17 protein-coding genes are annotated in these 15,889 nt (G+C 66.6%); 7 read left to right on the forward strand and 10 right to left on the reverse strand.

The window, feature by feature from the left end; translation table 11 throughout:
• Positions 1–17: 17 nt before the first annotated feature.
• Genes ACO2Q5_RS17670 through ACO2Q5_RS17710 form a run of 9 tightly spaced genes read right to left on the reverse strand, consistent with a single transcriptional unit; the run spans position 18 to position 9,087 of the window.
• The gene (locus ACO2Q5_RS17670; RefSeq protein ID WP_423293495.1) at positions 18–716 is read right to left on the reverse strand and encodes an ABC transporter ATP-binding protein; all 699 of its coding nucleotides are present in this window, start codon (positions 714–716) and stop codon (positions 18–20) included.
• Complete coding sequence (locus ACO2Q5_RS17675) at positions 713–1,426, reverse strand: ABC transporter ATP-binding protein (protein ID WP_423293497.1); 714 nt, start codon at positions 1,424–1,426, stop codon at positions 713–715. Before ACO2Q5_RS17675 ends, ACO2Q5_RS17670 begins: the two co-directional genes overlap by 4 nt.
• Entirely contained in the window at positions 1,419–2,429 is a 1,011-nt protein-coding gene (locus ACO2Q5_RS17680) for a branched-chain amino acid ABC transporter permease (protein WP_423293499.1), read from the reverse strand. Before ACO2Q5_RS17680 ends, ACO2Q5_RS17675 begins: the two co-directional genes overlap by 8 nt.
• Positions 2,426–3,274: a branched-chain amino acid ABC transporter permease gene (locus tag ACO2Q5_RS17685; RefSeq protein ID WP_423293501.1), complete on the reverse strand. Its 849-nt coding sequence runs from the start codon at positions 3,272–3,274 to the stop codon at positions 2,426–2,428. Before ACO2Q5_RS17685 ends, ACO2Q5_RS17680 begins: the two co-directional genes overlap by 4 nt.
• 52 nt (positions 3,275–3,326) lie before the next feature.
• Positions 3,327–5,111, reverse strand: a complete 1,785-nt coding sequence (locus ACO2Q5_RS17690; protein WP_423293503.1) for an FAD-dependent oxidoreductase — start codon at positions 5,109–5,111, stop codon at positions 3,327–3,329.
• On the reverse strand, positions 5,108–6,538 hold the full coding sequence (locus ACO2Q5_RS17695) for an FAD-dependent oxidoreductase (RefSeq protein WP_423293505.1): 1,431 nt from the start codon (positions 6,536–6,538) through the stop codon (positions 5,108–5,110). Before ACO2Q5_RS17695 ends, ACO2Q5_RS17690 begins: the two co-directional genes overlap by 4 nt.
• 9 nt (positions 6,539–6,547) lie before the next feature.
• The gene (locus tag ACO2Q5_RS17700; RefSeq protein WP_423293507.1) at positions 6,548–6,781 is read right to left on the reverse strand and encodes a hypothetical protein; all 234 of its coding nucleotides are present in this window, start codon (positions 6,779–6,781) and stop codon (positions 6,548–6,550) included.
• A gap of 24 nt (positions 6,782–6,805) precedes the next feature.
• Entirely contained in the window at positions 6,806–8,299 is a 1,494-nt protein-coding gene (locus ACO2Q5_RS17705) for an FAD-dependent oxidoreductase (protein WP_423293509.1), read from the reverse strand.
• A complete protein-coding gene (locus tag ACO2Q5_RS17710) occupies positions 8,296–9,087 on the reverse strand; it encodes an SDR family NAD(P)-dependent oxidoreductase (protein WP_423293511.1) in 792 nt (263 codons plus the stop codon). The genes ACO2Q5_RS17705 and ACO2Q5_RS17710 overlap by 4 nt, the downstream gene beginning before the upstream one ends.
• Positions 9,088–9,203: 116 nt before the next feature.
• On the opposite strand from ACO2Q5_RS17710, the gene ACO2Q5_RS17715 reads away from it, so the two are divergent.
• The 7 genes from ACO2Q5_RS17715 to ACO2Q5_RS17745 all read left to right on the forward strand — a co-directional run bounded on the left by ACO2Q5_RS17715 (position 9,204) and on the right by ACO2Q5_RS17745 (position 15,029).
• A complete protein-coding gene (locus ACO2Q5_RS17715; protein ID WP_423293513.1) occupies positions 9,204–9,668 on the forward strand; it encodes a MarR family winged helix-turn-helix transcriptional regulator in 465 nt (154 codons plus the stop codon).
• 593 nt (positions 9,669–10,261) lie between these two features.
• On the forward strand, positions 10,262–11,344 hold the full coding sequence (locus ACO2Q5_RS17720; protein WP_423293515.1) for a cupin domain-containing protein: 1,083 nt from the start codon (positions 10,262–10,264) through the stop codon (positions 11,342–11,344).
• Positions 11,337–11,978 (forward strand): maleylpyruvate isomerase N-terminal domain-containing protein, encoded by a 642-nt coding sequence (locus tag ACO2Q5_RS17725; protein ID WP_423293517.1) that lies wholly within the window; start codon positions 11,337–11,339, stop codon positions 11,976–11,978. Before ACO2Q5_RS17720 ends, ACO2Q5_RS17725 begins: the two co-directional genes overlap by 8 nt.
• A gap of 21 nt (positions 11,979–11,999) precedes the next feature.
• Positions 12,000–12,698, forward strand: a complete 699-nt coding sequence (locus ACO2Q5_RS17730; protein WP_423293519.1) for a fumarylacetoacetate hydrolase family protein — start codon at positions 12,000–12,002, stop codon at positions 12,696–12,698.
• Positions 12,695–13,333 (forward strand): maleylacetoacetate isomerase, encoded by a 639-nt coding sequence (gene maiA, locus ACO2Q5_RS17735; RefSeq protein ID WP_423293521.1) that lies wholly within the window; start codon positions 12,695–12,697, stop codon positions 13,331–13,333. The genes ACO2Q5_RS17730 and maiA overlap by 4 nt, the downstream gene beginning before the upstream one ends.
• 54 nt (positions 13,334–13,387) lie before the next feature.
• Complete coding sequence (locus tag ACO2Q5_RS17740; protein WP_423293523.1) at positions 13,388–14,611, forward strand: 3-hydroxybenzoate 6-monooxygenase; 1,224 nt, start codon at positions 13,388–13,390, stop codon at positions 14,609–14,611.
• A 4-nt stretch (positions 14,612–14,615) separates the two neighbouring features.
• The gene (locus ACO2Q5_RS17745; RefSeq protein ID WP_423293525.1) at positions 14,616–15,029 is read left to right on the forward strand and encodes an acyl-CoA thioesterase; all 414 of its coding nucleotides are present in this window, start codon (positions 14,616–14,618) and stop codon (positions 15,027–15,029) included.
• 4 nt (positions 15,030–15,033) lie between these two features.
• On the opposite strand, the gene ACO2Q5_RS17750 is transcribed toward ACO2Q5_RS17745, so the two are convergent.
• Complete coding sequence (locus tag ACO2Q5_RS17750; protein ID WP_423293527.1) at positions 15,034–15,885, reverse strand: shikimate dehydrogenase; 852 nt, start codon at positions 15,883–15,885, stop codon at positions 15,034–15,036.
• Positions 15,886–15,889: the final 4 nt, after the last annotated feature.

A 15,889-nucleotide genomic window follows, 5' to 3' on the forward strand; every position in this document is an offset into this window, starting at 1 on the left:
CGGTCCGTGACCGGGTTTCACACCGAAACGTGTTTCTTCAGTTCCTCGTTTGTCAGGCTGGCCAGGTGGCCCTCCTCGACCACGGCGCCTTTGGACATGACGTAATGCCGGTCGCCCACGGCCCGGATCAGGCCGAAGTTCTGTTCGATCAGCAGGATCGCCGTGCCCTGATCGGCCAGCCGCCGCAGCGACAGGCCCAGCTCGTCCACGACCACCGGGGCCAGCCCCTCGCTGGGTTCGTCCAGGATCAGCAGGTCCGGGTTCGACATCAGCGCCCGGCCGATGGCCAGCATCTGCTGCTGGCCGCCGCTCATCGCGGTGCCAAGGCCATCGGCCCGTTCGCGCAGGATCGGATACATGCCGAAGACCGCATCCACCGACCACGGCCCCCTGCGCCCGGTGGCGGCCCCCAGAAGCAGGTTTTCCCGCACGGTCAGCCCCGGCACGATCCGGCGGCCCTGCGGGACGATGGAAATGCCGCTGCGCGCCGCGCCATAGGCCCGGATCGGCGATTGTGTCCGCCCCATGTAACGGATCTGGCCGCGGGTCAGCCGCGCCGCGCCGATGCAGGTGTTCACCACCGTGGTCTTGCCCACGCCGTTGCGCCCGATCAGCGCCACCCGGTCGCCCTTGTCCACCCGGATCGACACGCCGTGCAGCACCCGGGCAGAGCCATAGGCGGAATGCACATCCTCCAGTTCCAGAAGCGCGGTCATGCAAAGGTGCTCCCCAGATAGGCGCGGACGACCTCGGGGTCGTCGCGGACGGTGGCGGGGTCGCCCTCGGTCAGGACCTCGCCCAGATGCAGGACGGTCAGCCGGTCGCAGATGGCGAAGATCACCTCCATGTCGTGCTCGACAAGGACGACCGTCAGCCGCCAGCGTTCGGCCAGAGACCGCAGGTGACGGGCCAGCGACAGGGATTCCTCGATCGTCAGCCCGGCCGCGGGTTCGTCCAGCAGCAGGACCTTGGGTTTGCCCACCAGCGCCAGCGCCAGATCGACCCGGCGCTGATCGCCATAGGACACGTCCGAGGCCGGGCGGTTGGCCAGCGCCGCCAGAGACAGCTCTTCCAGAACCTCGTCGGTGTTGTCGATCTCGGCCCGGCGGGCCGCCAGTTCCACCTGTTCGCGGATGGTCAGCTCCGGGAAGATGTTGGTCTTCTGGAACGACCGCGACAGGCCGAAGGCACGCCGCTCCCGCTCGGTCAGATGCGAGATGTCGCGGCCTGCCAGCCGGACGGTGCCGGTGGGGTGGCGGCCGCGTCCGGTCAGCACATCCATGCAGGTGGACTTGCCCGCGCCGTTCGACCCGATCAGGCCGCGGATCTCGCCCTCGCGCACCCGGAGGCTGACATTGTTCAGCGCGGTGAACCCGCCATAGCGCCGGGTCAGCCCCGTGGCATCCAGCATATAGGGTTCAGTCATCGCCGTTCCTCCGCTTGGGCTGCAGGAAGCCGGTGATCACCCCGCTGATCCCCTTGGGCATCAGCAGGACGACGGCAATCAGCGTCAGCCCGACGATGGACTGCCAGTGCGTGGTGTAGTTGCTGGCCAGATCGCGCAGGATCACGAAGACAAAGGCGCCAAGCGCCGGCCCCCAGACGGCACGGGTGCCGCCGATGATGGCGATGATCAGCGCCTCTCCCGACAGGCTCCAGTGCAGGATGCCGGGCGTGACATAGCCGTGATACAGCGCGAAAAGCATGCCGCCCACGGCCGCGATGAAGGCCGAAAGCGCGATGATCAGCGCGCGCGGCATCAGGGTGCGGTAGCCGATGAAGCGGGCGCGCTCTTCATTGTTCTTGATAGCCAGGGTCAGGGTGCCGAAATTCGACCGGGCCAGCAGCACAAGCCCCAGGATGATCAGCGCCAGCACGCTCCAGCTGACCAGAAACATCGTATCGGCCTTCTGGAAGAAGGTCAGTTTCAGGCCGAACAGCTCCCGCGGGAGACGCATGCGCAACCCGTCTTCGCCATTGGCCAGATCGCGCCAGCGCATCATCAGCTCGAACAGGGCCTGTGCCACCGCAAGGCTGAGCATCGAGAAGGCCACGCCATGGGTGCGCAGAAGGATGAAGGCCAGACCGAAGGCCGCAGCCGTCACGATCACCGGGGCAGAGAGCACGATCAGCTCTCCGGGAAGGCCGGAATGCACGCTGAGCAGCACGATCAGATAGGCGGTGCCGCCATAGAATGCGGCATGGCCAAAGCTGGTCAGCCCGGCCTGCCGCACCAGAAAGCCGACGCCGGTGGCAAGGATCGCCGTCATCGAGGCCGAGGTGAGAAGCGTCAGGACATTGCGCGGCAGGCCGAGGAACGGCAGCGCATATCCCGCCAGCAGCACTGTCAGTCCAAGGACCAGCAGCGCAATGCTGCGCCGGGACCGGATCGGCGCGCGGGTCGGAACCGAGGTGGAGATATTGCTCATGCCCCCGACCTCGCAAATCCGCCGGGCCGCAGGATCAGCACGGCCACCATCAGCAGCAGCGGCAGCATCGAGGAGACATCGGGCAGATAGACGATGCCCATGTTATGGACCTGCCCGATCACCATGGCCGCCACGAAGGCCCCCGCAAAGGACCCGAGGCCGCCTGTCACCACGACGATGAAGCTTTCGATCAGGATCGTGCTGCCCATTGACGGCGAAAGCGCCAGCAGCGGCGAGGCGATCACCCCGGACAGGCCCGCCAGCGCCGTGCCCAGCCCCACGACCGAAAGGCTCAGCCGTTCGGTGTTCACCCCTTGCATGCCGGTGGTCAGCGCATCCACGCTGGAGGCGCGGACATATAGGCCGGACCGGCCAAGCTTCAGCCACAGGGTCAGGCCCGCGGCGACCGCGACGGCCACCGCCACCACGAAGAGACGGTAGACGGGGAAAGAGATTTCGCCCAGCTGCACGGTGCCCTGCAGCGGCCAGGGCGCCGCGACGGACAGGGTGTCGGCGCCCCAGATCATGTGGACGAAATCCTCGAACACCAGAAGGATGCCGAAGGTGACCAGCACCGTCACCATATGATCGGCGTTCTGCAGCGGCCGGAAGACGCCGTAATCCAAGAGGATGCCGATCAGGCCCAGGATCACCACCGCGGCGACCAGCCCGCCCCAGAACCCGAAGAGCATGGCCGCGGCATAGCCGACATAGGCGCCCAGCATGTAGAACCCGCCATGGGCAAAGTTCACCACGCGCCGCAGCCCGAAGATCAGGATCAGCCCGACCGAAACGATGTAGAGAAGCCCGCCGTAGACAAGGCCGTTCAGGATCTGGATCAGCATGTCCGGGGCTCCGTCTTGCGGGGCCTGACGGGCGGGCCGGTGTCTTTGGGTGTCATGAGCTCCTCCGCTGTAGGTCTGTCTGCCGTGCTGCACCCGGGGGCGCTTCGGCATCTGTTTGGGGAACGGGGCGCAGGGCGGCCTGAACCGCGCGCCAGGCGAAAACCACCGCCGGGCCAAGGGTCGTGCCGGGGCCGGGATAGCTGTCCGCCATGACCGAGGCCATGTCGTTGCCGCAGGCGAACAGGCCGGGGATCGGCCGTTCCCGGTCATCGACCACCCGCGCGTCTTCGTCGGTGGACAGGCCCGCGCTGCAGGCGATCTCGGCCGGCCAGACCTGCATCGCGAAAAGCTCGCCGGTGCCGACGGGGGCAAGACAGGGGTTCGGTCCTACGGAAGGATCACCGTTGAACCGGTTCAGCGCGGAATGGCCCTTGCCGTAATCCTCATCCACACCGCGGGCGGCCTGTTCGTTGTAGCGCGCCAGCGTGGTGCACAGCCCTTCGGGATCGACGCCGATCCTGCGGGCCAGTGCCTCGGGCGTGTCGCCCTGCACCAGATAGCCGCTTGCAAGATGGGGCTTCAGGTTCGTCGTGCCGGGATAGATATGGCCCAGCCCATATCTGCGGATGAAGTCCCGGTCGCAGATCAGCCAGGCCGGTATGGATGGGCCGCCATTGCCCTGCGCATACATCGCCTGCACGAAATCATGATAGGAATCCGCCTCGTTCACGAAGCGGCGCCCGGCGGCATTCACGGCGATGAGCCCGGGCTTCGCACGGTCCAGCGACAGATGCGGGAAAAGCCCGGTGGTGCCGTCCCGGCGGCGTGTTACCGAAACCGGCGTCCAGAACCCGCCGGATCCGTTTTCTGTGGGGCTGATGCGGGCACCCAGGGCTTCGGCGGCGGCAATCCCCTCGCCCTGATTGGCCGGGCTGGCAAGCGATCGCTCGGGCATCGGGTCCGGCATCAGCCGCCGGCGATAGGCGGCGTTATGGGCAAAGCCGCCGGTCGCCAGCACCACGCCATGGCGCGCGGTCACGGTGAAGGGGCCGCCGGGTCCGGTCAGAACCGCACCCGTAACGCGGCCGCCCTCGGTCACCAGCCGGTCAAGCCGGGTGTCGAACTCCGGCCGGACCCCCAGCTTCAGCAGCGAATGGAACATCCGCGCCACCAGCGCATTGCCCATCACCAGCCGCGTGCCGCGGGAAAACCGCAGCCGGTCGGTCAGATAGCGCAGGAAAAGCCCTGCCGCATAGGCAAAGTTCCCGACGGACCGGAACCGGCCCAGCAGGCGCGGGATGTCCATCTTGCCGACCATCATGCCGCCAAAGACCATGAATTCAGGGATGGGCGGGCGCACCCGTTCGAAATCGCGGCCCAGCAGGCGGCCGTCGAACGGGGCGGGCACGATGGCCCGGCCCGAGACCGCCGCGCCCAGCCGGGCGTGATAGTCGGGATGCGGGCCGCAGGGCAGGAATTTCACTTCGGTGTTGGCCTGCAGGAAATCTATCGCCTGCACGCCCGTGGCAAGATAGGCCGCGCGCTGGCGGTCTGTGCGGGGGGAGTGGCTGGAAATCAGACTGTCCAGATAGGCCGCGGCCGCGGGGATGCTGTCCCGTTCTCCGGTGGCCTTGCCCTGGCTGTTTTCCGGGATCCACAGGGTCCCGGCCGAAGTGGCGGCTGTGCCCCCGGCCTGCCCGGTCTTTTCAGCCAACAGCACCTCCAGCCCGTGCAGCCGGGCAAAAAGCGCCGCGGCCATTCCGGCGGGGCCTGCCCCGATCACCAGAAGATCGGTTTCGCGCGGCGGGGTGGCCGGTGCCTGCGGTCTCCGGCTCATGCGACCGTCTCCGACAGGGCGGCGCGGACCTGGGTGGCGGCGGTCTCGCCCGCGATCATGCCGAAGATCGCCGATTTCGACAGGCCACCCGAATAGCCCGAGCGGCTGAACCCTTCGAGCCCGCCAGTGCAGGCCCCCGCGGCCAGCAGGCCGGGGATCGGCCGCTCCTCATGGTCCAGAACCTGCGCGGCGGCATCGGTCAGGATGCCCCCCATCGTATAGGTCACACCGGCACAAAGCGGGATGGCGTGGAACGGCCCCTGCCGCAGCGGATGCGCGACACAGGCGGGGTTGCTCCGGGCAGGATCAAACGCGGCATTGCCCGCCGCGGCGGCATTCCATGCGGCGACCGAGCTCTTCAGCACATCCGGAGCAAGGCCGATCTTCCCGGCCAGTTCTTCGAGGCTGCCCGCAGTGATCAGATGGCCACCCGCGCGTTCCAGATAGGGGTTTGCAGGCAGCAGCCAGTCGCGCCCCGGCCCCTGCCAGATCGCCTCGTCAAAGATCACATGGCAGGCCAGCGGATCGTCCAGCCGCGCCATCGCATTGGCGACATGCACGCCGCCCAGGCTTTCGTCGCAGAACCGCCGTCCGGTGCCATCGACCAGAAGGGCCGAGACGCAGAGCGAATCCATCACGGGATAGGGCCAGAACCGCCCGTCGGTCATGGCGGCGCGATACTGGATATGGCCGTAGAAGCTGTTCATGCCCACCAGCCGTGCGCCCACGGTGGTGGCCATGGTCAGGCCCGCACCACGCCCGGTTTCCGCATTGCGCATCAAAAGCCGGTCCGGCGCGGGTGAGATATACTGGCCCAGCAGCGCGCGATTGCCCTGAAAGCCGCCGTCGCACAGCACCACAACCGGTGCGGCCAGTCGTTCGGTCTGTCCGTTGCGGGTGATCGTCAGCCCGGCGATGCGCCCATGCTCAAGGCTCAGGGCTTCGGCCTCGGCACCCTGCAGGAATGTTCCGCCCAGTGACCGGAGCCGGGTGTTCAGCCGGCGCAACATCACATCGCCCGCCCGCCAGCGCCAGTTCAGCCCGGTGCTGCGGACCCCGGGCGGGGCCAGCGAATTCTGCCGCAGCCCGTCCGGACCGACCCGGATCAGCCCGACGCCCTGCTGCCCCAGCCATTCCCGCGTGCGCCGCGCATTGCGGGCCAGCGTGCGGGCCAGCGGCAGGCGGGTTTCCCCGCCGGTGATGCGGGTCAGCCGGGCAACGATCTCTTCCGGCTCCGATCCCATATCGTCCATGCCGATATGGAACAGCCCGCCGGTATACCGGCTGTTGCACAGGTAATGCTCGCCCGCGCCGCGCTCTATCACACAGATGCGCAGGCCCAGTTCTGCCGCGCGGAGGCCCGCGCTCATGCCGGCAAGGCCGCCGCCCACGACCAGCACGTCATATTGTCCTTCTGCCCCGGTCATCATCCGGCCTCAGCGTGGCATCAGCGTATCGGCAAGGATGCGCAGCACTTCGGCATAGCTGCGCAGGATCAGCCACAGCACCGCCCCCGCGCCGAGGCCCAGCCCCAGCCACGGCCAGGACCAGCCGATGGTCAGGGCCCAGAGGCCCAGAAGCACGGGAACGATCCCCACGGCCAAGGCAAGACGGTTGCCCTGTGTGGCGATGAAACGGATGGCGGGGTAGGAGGGCGGGGTGCTGCTCATGATGATCTCGTTGTTTTCGGGATGTCAGGCTTCGGCCGCGGCATTGCGGGCGGCCAGCCGGCCGGAGGTGAAAGCCCAGCCGAGGTGATGGCCGTGCCCTTCCAGCAAAAGCCCGCCCTGTCCGGCCGAGCCGACGGCGTAAAGCCCGGGAATGACCGTGCCATCGCCGCGGGTCACCTGATGGCGGGTGTTCACGGTCAGTCCGCCATCGGTCAGGATGATCCAGCTTTTCACCGGGCCAAGCGCATGGAACGGCCCCTTCAGCGGCGTCGGGCGGCCATCGGCCTGTGCCTCGCGGTTGTGGGCAGCCACTTCGGATTTCAGCACTTCGGCGGGAACGCCGATCTTTGCCGCCAGTTCGGCCAGTGTCGCCCCTTTGGAATAAAGGTCAGGCCGGGTGCGGCGGTAGTCGGGCAGATAGGCATAGGCCACCCCCGGCGCGGTCGAGATGAAATAGGGCCAGGCGCTGAACTTTTTCGCCACCTCATCGTCAAAGACGATGAATGCCTGTTTCTCCGGCTGCTGGCCGAAGGCGTAGTTCGGGCGGTCCAGCTCATCGGCAAAGCGGCGGCCCTCGCGGTTCACCAGAATGGCACCCTGCTGGAACATCGTGGGTTCGGGCGACAGATAGGTCGTCACGAACTGAAGGATGAACGGACGCAAGAGCCAGGCCGGCAGCGTGGCCAGCGACCAGCGCATCGCCTTGGTGAACCAGCGCCATGGCGGCAGCTTTTGCACGAAGGCGGGCCGGGCTGGCGGCATGAACCGCAGGTTCGGGCCGTAGACCACCTGTCCGTAATGGATCACCGCGCCCAGTTCCTCGCCCATGCGCTGGCCGTCGCCGGTGTTGGTGGTGTTCACCCCGTCGATGTCGCGCACCGCAGGATTGAAGCGTCCCTTCCAGTCCGGGCTGGAGGAATAATCGCCGGAGGCAAGGATCACCGCCTTCTTTGCCCGGAGCATCCGTCCGTCTGCCCGCAACGCGACGCCCGTCACCCGGTCGCCGTCCAGCACAAGATCCTTCACCTCGGCATTGACGCGGATATCGACGCCAAGCCGCCGCGCCTCGCGTTCGAGAAAGTAGATATAGGCGCGCGAATTCGGCAGGATGTTGTGCATCCGCGGCTTGGTATGCGGCGGTTCGGGCATCGGGCCGTAGAAGGTGACGCCCAGGCTTTCCAGCCAGGCCACGCTGTCGGCCACGTTCTCGACAAGGATGCGGCGCAGCGCCTCGTTGTCGGTCTTTGCCAGCTCGGGCGCGAATTTCGGCATGTCTTCGAAATGCGACTGCGGGCTGTCAAGAATCCCGGCCTTGCGCTGCAGCGCGGTGCCGGAGGCTGTGATCGAGCCGATGGAAAGCCCGGTCGAGCCGCGCACCTCGTGGAACTTTTCCAGAAGGATGACGCTGGCCCCGGCCTTGCGGGCAAAGATCGCAGCGGTCAGCCCCGATCCGCCGCCGCCCACGACGATGATATCCGCGTCAAAGCCCGCGCGGGGGGAGAGGGAGGCGCCGCTCATTCCGCGGCCGTCAGGTCGATGCCTGCCTCAAGCGAGATGCGTCGCGCGGACCCGGCTGCCAGAAAGCCGCCGTCGATGGCGATGTCTTCGCCGGTGATATAGCCCGCCTCGTCCGAACACAGGAACAGCACAAGGCGCGCCACCTCTTCCAGCGTGCCGAACCGGCCCAGCGGCGTGGCGCGACGCCACGGCTCCAGATGGGCGCCGCCTGCATTCAGCCCGGTGACGATGACGCCGGGGCAGATCGCATTCACCCGGATGTTCCAGTCCACGTATTCCGCGGCCGCCGTGCGGGTCAGCCCGAGGACGCCCGCCTTCGAGGCAGCATAGGCCGGATCGTTGTGGCCTACATGGGACGCGACCGAGGCCATGTTCAGAACGGCACCGCCGCCCGCATCGCGAATGGCCGGGCAGGCATGTTTCAGGCCCAGAAAGACGCCGGTCAGATTGACGCCGATCACCCGGTTCCAGCGGTCCAGCGGGGTGCCGGTGATGCCGGTCCGGTTGACGATCCCGGCGTTGTTCACCAGCGTTGTGATCCGGCCCTTCCAGTCCAGCACGGCGGCGACCAGGGCCGCCCAGTCTTCCTCGCGGGTGACATCAAGCGGGAAATACCGCACCTCATGCCCTGCCTGCCGCAGCTCTGCCTCCAGCGCGCGGCCCTCGGTCTCCAGCACATCGGCGATGGCGACCGCGGCGCCCTCTTCGGCAAGGCGCTGTACATCGGCCGCCCCGACCCCCCGCGCGCCGCCGGTGACGATCGCCACCTTTCCGTCCATTCGTCCCATTTCATCCCCCGTTTCGGGTGTTTTTGCCCGGACATGCCGTTGCGGGCTGGCCATCGGCAAAGAAAATCAGCATACAACGCTTCATCATTCGCATTCCTGCAGGACCCGCGGACACCATGTCACTGGAAGAGCTTTACGCCCGCCCCGCCCATCTGATCCGCCGCGCCCATCAGATTTCCTGGGCGATCTTTCTGGACGAATGTGCCGAATTCGGCCTGACTCCGGTCCAGTATGCGGCGCTTGTCGCGATCGGCGCGCAGGAGGTGACGGATGCCACCCGCATCTCCAGCATGATTGCCTTTGACCGTTCCACCATCGGCAGCGTCTTGGACCGGCTGGAGAAGCGGGGCCTGATCGAACGCCGCGAAAGTCAGGAAGACCGCCGGCAGCGGCTGATCTCGCTGACGGATGCGGGCCGCCAGCTGCTGGAAGATTGCAAGGATGCGGTAGAGAGGGTTCAGAACCGGATCGTCGGTGTCCTGAACCGCGAGGAAAGAGAGACTTTCCTGAGGCTTATGTCGCGAATCGTCCGGCTGAACAACGATCTGACTTCCGCTCCGATCCGGCCGCAGGCCGAATAGGCGCCCCGGCGGCACGCGCTGCTTTTCATGGCTTTTCCTCCTCCCGGCCTGCCGCCCCTCCGCGGTCAGGCCCGATTCCCATTATGTATGAATACGTTCATTACGTATTCATATTAAATTTGGCCTGTCAACCGTCCGTCTTTTGGTTGTTTGTTCCCGGCTTACCATCCTGGCCATTGCGGGCGTGTTGTCTGCGGGGCTTGCCGGGTGGGTCCCTCGGATATGATTAATTATATTGACGTAAATTTCAAAGAGATTCTTAGAAATAGGCTAATAATGCCGGAGTAATCCGTATTCTATGACAATATACTGTCATAAATCTCGGCGGGATAGCTTATTGACGCCTTGCGCGGGCCGTCAGGACTCTCTCGTGAGTCGGCGACGTCTATAACTGGCGTCTCATCTGTCAGGAGACCTGAAGCGTTGAGGTGTCGGCACGGATCGACAGGGTTGACGCAGATAAATAGTATGTATACGCAATAAATGCGCAGCAGCGACAGCAGCATGTCCGGCAGGTCTGACCGTGTTTGATGGTCATCCGCCGGCCAATCCCGACATATCCGCAGCCGCGCCACAGCCGAGGGAGGAGATCAATGGACGGACACGACGGGCAGCCCGAAGACACGCCCGAACTCAGGGCGCTTTACGAAGGTTTCGACCGGGCCGGGATCAAGCCGCTCTGGACGCAGCTGGGAAATCTGATGCCACGGCATCCGCGGCCCCGGGCGGTGCCCCATCTGTGGCGCTGGTCCGATCTCTATCCCATGGCGCAAAAGGCGGGCGATCTGGTCCCCGTCGGCCGCGGCGGAGAGCGGCGGGCGCTTGGCCTTGCCAATCCGGGCTTGGACGGGAATGCCTATATCTCTCCCACGCTGTGGTGCGCGATCCAGTATCTTGGCCCGCGCGAAACCGCGCCGGAGCACCGCCACAGTCAGAATGCCTTTCGTTTCGTGGTCGAGGGGGAGGGGGTCTGGACCGTGGTCAATGGCGATCCCGTGCGGATGTCCCGCGGCGATTTTCTGCTGACCCCGGGCTGGCACTTTCACGGCCACCACAATGACACCGATCAGCCCATGGCCTGGATCGACGGTCTGGATATCCCGTTCAGCTATCACAACGACGTGGGATTCTTCGAATTCGGCTCTGACCGGGTGACGGATTATGCCACGCCGCAATTCTCGCGCGGAGAGCGGCTGTGGTGTCACCCGGGGCTGCGGCCGCTGTCAGGCCTGCAGAACACCGTCTCGTCGCCGATCAGCGCCTATCGCTGGGTCCATACGGATGCGGCGCTGACCCAGCAGCTGCTGCTGGAGGAGGAAGGCGTCCCGGCCACCGCCGGTCCCGGCCATGCGGCGGTGCGCTATATCAACCCGACCACCGGCGGCGATGTGATGGCCACGATCCGGGCCGAGTTCCACCGCCTGCGCGAAGGCACGAAAACCCCGCTGCGGCGCGAGGTCGGTTCTACCGTGTTTCAGGTGTTCGAGGGGCGCGGGAATGTGGTTCTGGGCGATCAGACGCATCGGGTGGAGAAAGGCGACATCTTCGTCATCCCGTCCTGGGTGGCATGGTCGCTGGAGGCCGAAACGATGTTCGACCTGTTCCGCTTCTCGGACGCGCCGATCATCGAGCGGCTGAATTTCAGCCGCAGCTGGGTGGAGGGGCAGGATGGCTGAGCCGGCGGGGCTGGAGGCCGCCCGCGCCGGACTGCGGCTGCGGCAGGGCCTGGGCGCGCGCTATGATGCCCCCGGTGCGCCCGCGCGGGATCTGGACTGGGCCCGGCGCGGCACGGCCTATTTCGCGCGGAAGCTGAACGAGCTCTCCGATGCCGATCTGTCCGCCCCAAGCCGCGTGCCGGGGTGGAGCCGGCGCCATGTCATCGCCTGCACCGCCTATCACGCGCGGATGCTGACGCGGATCACGACCGGCGCCCGCACCGGCCTGCCGGCGCCGGCCTATGCCGCGCCGGGCCAGCGCATGGCGGAAATCGCCGATGGAGCCACGCTTCCGGCCGGGGCGCTGCGGCATCTGGCGGATCATGCCGCCGTGCATCTGAATGTGGAATGGCGCGATCTGCCGGCAGAAGCCTGGGACAGGCCGCTGCCCTTTGCCGGGGTGCCGACGGCGCGGGCCACGGCCCTGATCCGGGCGCGGCAGGTCTGGCTGCGCGCACTGGATCTGCGCAACGGTGCAGATCCGCAAGATTTTCCGCGCGATCTGCTGGCGGCACTTCTGCCCGCTGCGACCGATGCCGAAGACCTTCCAGCCCTGGCCCGCCACATGCTGGTCCCGTCGGCCGGGGATTACTGAGCCACCCTACAGGAGATATTCATGGCGCAACGCCTGTTTGCCGACCCCCCTTATCCCGCTGCCGCGATCCGGGGGGAAGAGACGCTTTATCCCGTGCACCGGATTTTCTGTGTCGGCCGCAACTATGCCGAACATGCCAAAGAAATGGGGGTCGAGGTCGACCGTGAAGCGCCCTTCTACTTTCTGAAGGATGCGCAGGCGCTGGTTCCCTCGGGGGCGGTGCTGCCCTATCCCTGTGGCACGTCGAATTATCATTACGAGATGGAACTGGTTGTCGCCCTTGGCGCGCCGCTGTTTCGCGCGGGGACGGCGGAGGCGGGCAAGGCCGTCTTCGGCTATGCCTGCGGGCTGGACATGACCCGGCGCGACCTGCAGCTGGAGGCACGGGCGAAGGGGCGGCCCTGGGATCTGGGCAAGAACTTTGAACGCTCGGCCGTGCTGGCGCCGATCCTGCGGGCCGCGGCGGTGGCAGAGATCGGGCCGCAGCGCATCTGGCTGTCGGTCGATGGCGCCATCCGGCAAGAGGCGCATCTGTCCGATCTTGTCTGGCGCGTGGATGAGCTGCTGTCGCATCTGTCGCATTACTATCATTTGCAGCCCGGCGATCTGGTTTTCACCGGCACCCCGGCCGGGGTTGGCGCCGTCACCCCGGGTGCGGTGATCGCGGGTGGCATTGACGGTTTGCCGGATGTCACCCTGACCATCGGAGCGGCGGAATGATGCTGTTTCATGGCTTTTTCCGCAGCTCTGCGGCATGGCGTTGCCGGATCGCCTTCAATCTGAAAGGCCTGACGCCCGAGTTTCGGGCCGTGCCGCTGCGCAAGGGCGCGCAACGGGCGCCGGATTATCTGGCACTGAATCCGCAGGGGCTGGTGCCCGCGCTGGAGGTGGACGGGCAGGTTCTGACCCAGTCGCTGGCCATCATCGAATGGCTGGACGAAACACAGCCCGGGCCGCGGCTGCTGCCCCGTGATGCCGATGAACGGGCGGCTGCACGCGCCTTTGCGCTGGCCATTGCCGCCGATATCCATCCGCTGCAGAACCTGCGGGTCCTTGGCTATCTGGACCGGGTGTTCGGCGCCGATCAGGCCGCGAAAGATGCCTGGTGCGCGGCATGGATCCGCCCCGGGCTGGAGGCCTGCGAGGCATTGGCCCGCCGCCGTCCCGACGGCCCCTTCCTGTTCGGTGACACGCCGGGGATCGCCGAAATCTGCCTGATCCCGCAACTGGCCTCGGCCGCGCGCTTTGGCGTGGATGTCGCGGATCTGACCCAGCTGGCCAAGGTGAATGCGGCCTGCGCGGCGCTGGATGCATTCCGCCAAGCCGCGCCCGCAGAACAGCCCGATGCCGAATAACCGCGCCGCGCCCTGCATGCCCGGGGCCGCCATCCGCAATCCGAGGAGATTTTCATGACTCAGACCCTTCCCGTCCTGATCGCCGGAGGCGGCATTGGTGGCCTTGCCACCGCCATCGGGCTGGCCCATCGGGGCTTTCGCAGCCTTGTGCTGGAAAAGGCGCCCGTTCTGGGCGAGATCGGCGCCGGCATCCAGCTGGGACCGAATGCCTTTCACGCCTTCGATGCGCTTGGCGTGGGGGATGTGGCGCGCAACATGGCCGTCTATATCGACAGCCTGCGCATGATGGATGCGATCAGCGCCGAAGAGGTCTGCCGCATTCCGCTGGGCGATGAATTCCGCAGCCGGTTCGGCAATCCCTATGCGGTGATCCATCGGGGCGATCTGTTCGGCGTGTTCCTGAAGGCCTGTCAGGATCACCCGCTGGTCGAGTTGCGCACCAGCGCCGAGGTGACGGATTACGAACAGGAGGGCGCCTCGGTGACCGCCATTCTGGCCGGCGGGGAAAGGGTGCGCGGCCATATGCTGATCGGGGCAGACGGGCTGTGGTCCAATGTGCGCAGGCGGCTGGTGAATGACGGGGCGCCGCGCGTTTCGGGCCATACGACCTATCGTTCCGTCATCCCGACCGATGCCATGCCCGAGGATCTGCGCTGGAATGCGGCAACGCTTTGGGCCGGGCCGAAATGCCATCTGGTGCATTACCCGCTGTCGGGCTGGAAGGTTTTCAACCTTGTGGTGACCTATCATAACGACGCGCCCGAACCCGTGGCCGGACTGCCCGTCACCCATGAAGAGGTGATGCGCGGCTTCACCCATATTCATCCGCAGGCGCAGAAGATCATCCAGCATGGCCAGAACTGGAAGCTCTGGGTGCTGTGCGACCGTGATCCGGTGGCCACATGGCAGGAGGGCCGCGTCGTGCTGCTGGGCGACGCCGCGCATCCGATGATGCAGTATTTCGCGCAAGGTGCCTGCATGGCCATGGAGGATGCCGTCTGCATCGCGGCCGAACTTGACGCCGCCTCGGGCGATCCTGCGCGGGCGATTCCGGCCTATCTGGCCAGACGGCAGATGCGGACGGCCCGGGTGCAGCTGCAATCGCGCTGGATCGGAGAGAACATATACCACCCCGCGGGCGCCCATGCCGCGCTGCGCAACACGCTGATGCGGGCCAAATCGCCGGCCGACTGGTATGACACGCTGGAATGGCTTTACGGCGGCCAGCAGTTCAACGCGGGCGAGCAATCGCTGGCCCATACCCTGCGCGCGGCCTGAGCCGATGGCGTTCCGCATCAGCATGCCGGTCGGGATCGGGGATTGTGACCTGACCGGGATTGCCTTTCATCCGGCCTATGTCGCCATGCTGGTCCGGGTGCTGGAGGCGTTCTTCGGCTCGCTTGGCGCAGCTTGGCCCGAGGCGATGCGCGACCGGCAGCTGGGGTTCCCGACGGTGCGGCTGAGCCTCGAATTCCGTCGCCCCGCCCGCTATGGCGAAATGCTGGATTTCGAAGTCAGCGTTCATGCAGTGGGGCGAAGCTCCGTTGACCTTGTGACCACGGTGCAGGTCGGCGGGCAGCTGGCTTGGCGGGCCGAGCATCGGCTGGTCCAGACCTCGCTGACCGATCACCGGGCGCGGCCGTGGGACGACGTGTTGCGCGCGGGGCTGATGCGGCAGATGGGTGGGGCAGGCTGACGGGTCAGCCCCCGGTCATCCGCGCGAAATGTGCCATCATCCGCCCGGCATCCGGCTCCCTCCCGGTGAACAGGCGAAAGGCCGCGACGGCCTGAAACACCGCCATGCCGCCGCCGTCCAGCACCCGGCAGCCGCGCGCGCGGGCCGCTGTCAGCAGCGCGGTTTCCAGCGGGAAATAGACGATCTCGGCCACCCAATGCCGGGCGGTCAGCAGGCCAGGGTCCACCGGCAGGCCGGGATGCGCCTCCATCCCCATGGGGGTGGCGTTGATCAGCCCGTCGACCTGCGCCATCGCGCTGGCCAGATAGGGCGTTGCGACGGCAAGGGCGGCCCCGGCCCGCGCGTTCAGATCGGCGGCCAGCGCCTCGGCCCGGGCTGTGTCGGCGTCATGCAGCCACAGCCGGCCGACGCCAAGCCGCAGGCAGGCATGGGCCACCGCCGCCCCCGCACCCCCTGCCCCCACCAGAAGCACATTGCCGAAGGCCACATCCGGCAGGCCCCGGCGAAAGCTTTCGGCAAAGCCGGACCAGTCTGTATTGTGGCCGATGCGACGCCCGTCGCGGAACAGAACGGTGTTCACCGCACCCAGCTGGGCGGCATCCTCGGACAGCTCATCCAGCAGCGGGATCACCCGTTGCTTGCAGGGATGGGTGATGTTCACGCCCGCAAAACCCTGTGTCTCGGCCCCGGCCAGCAGGTCCGGCAGCGCCTCCGGCCCAAGGCCGCGGGCGGTCAGGTCGATCAGCTCATAGCTGAGGGGCAGGCCCTGCGCCCGCGCCTCCTCCATATGCAGAAAGGGTGATTTCGACTGCTGGATGCCTGCGCCGATCAGACCGACACGGAGTTTCCCGGCCATGATC

This window comes from Neotabrizicola sp. VNH66 (assembly GCF_049445895.1).
Classification (GTDB): domain Bacteria; phylum Pseudomonadota; class Alphaproteobacteria; order Rhodobacterales; family Rhodobacteraceae; genus Pseudogemmobacter.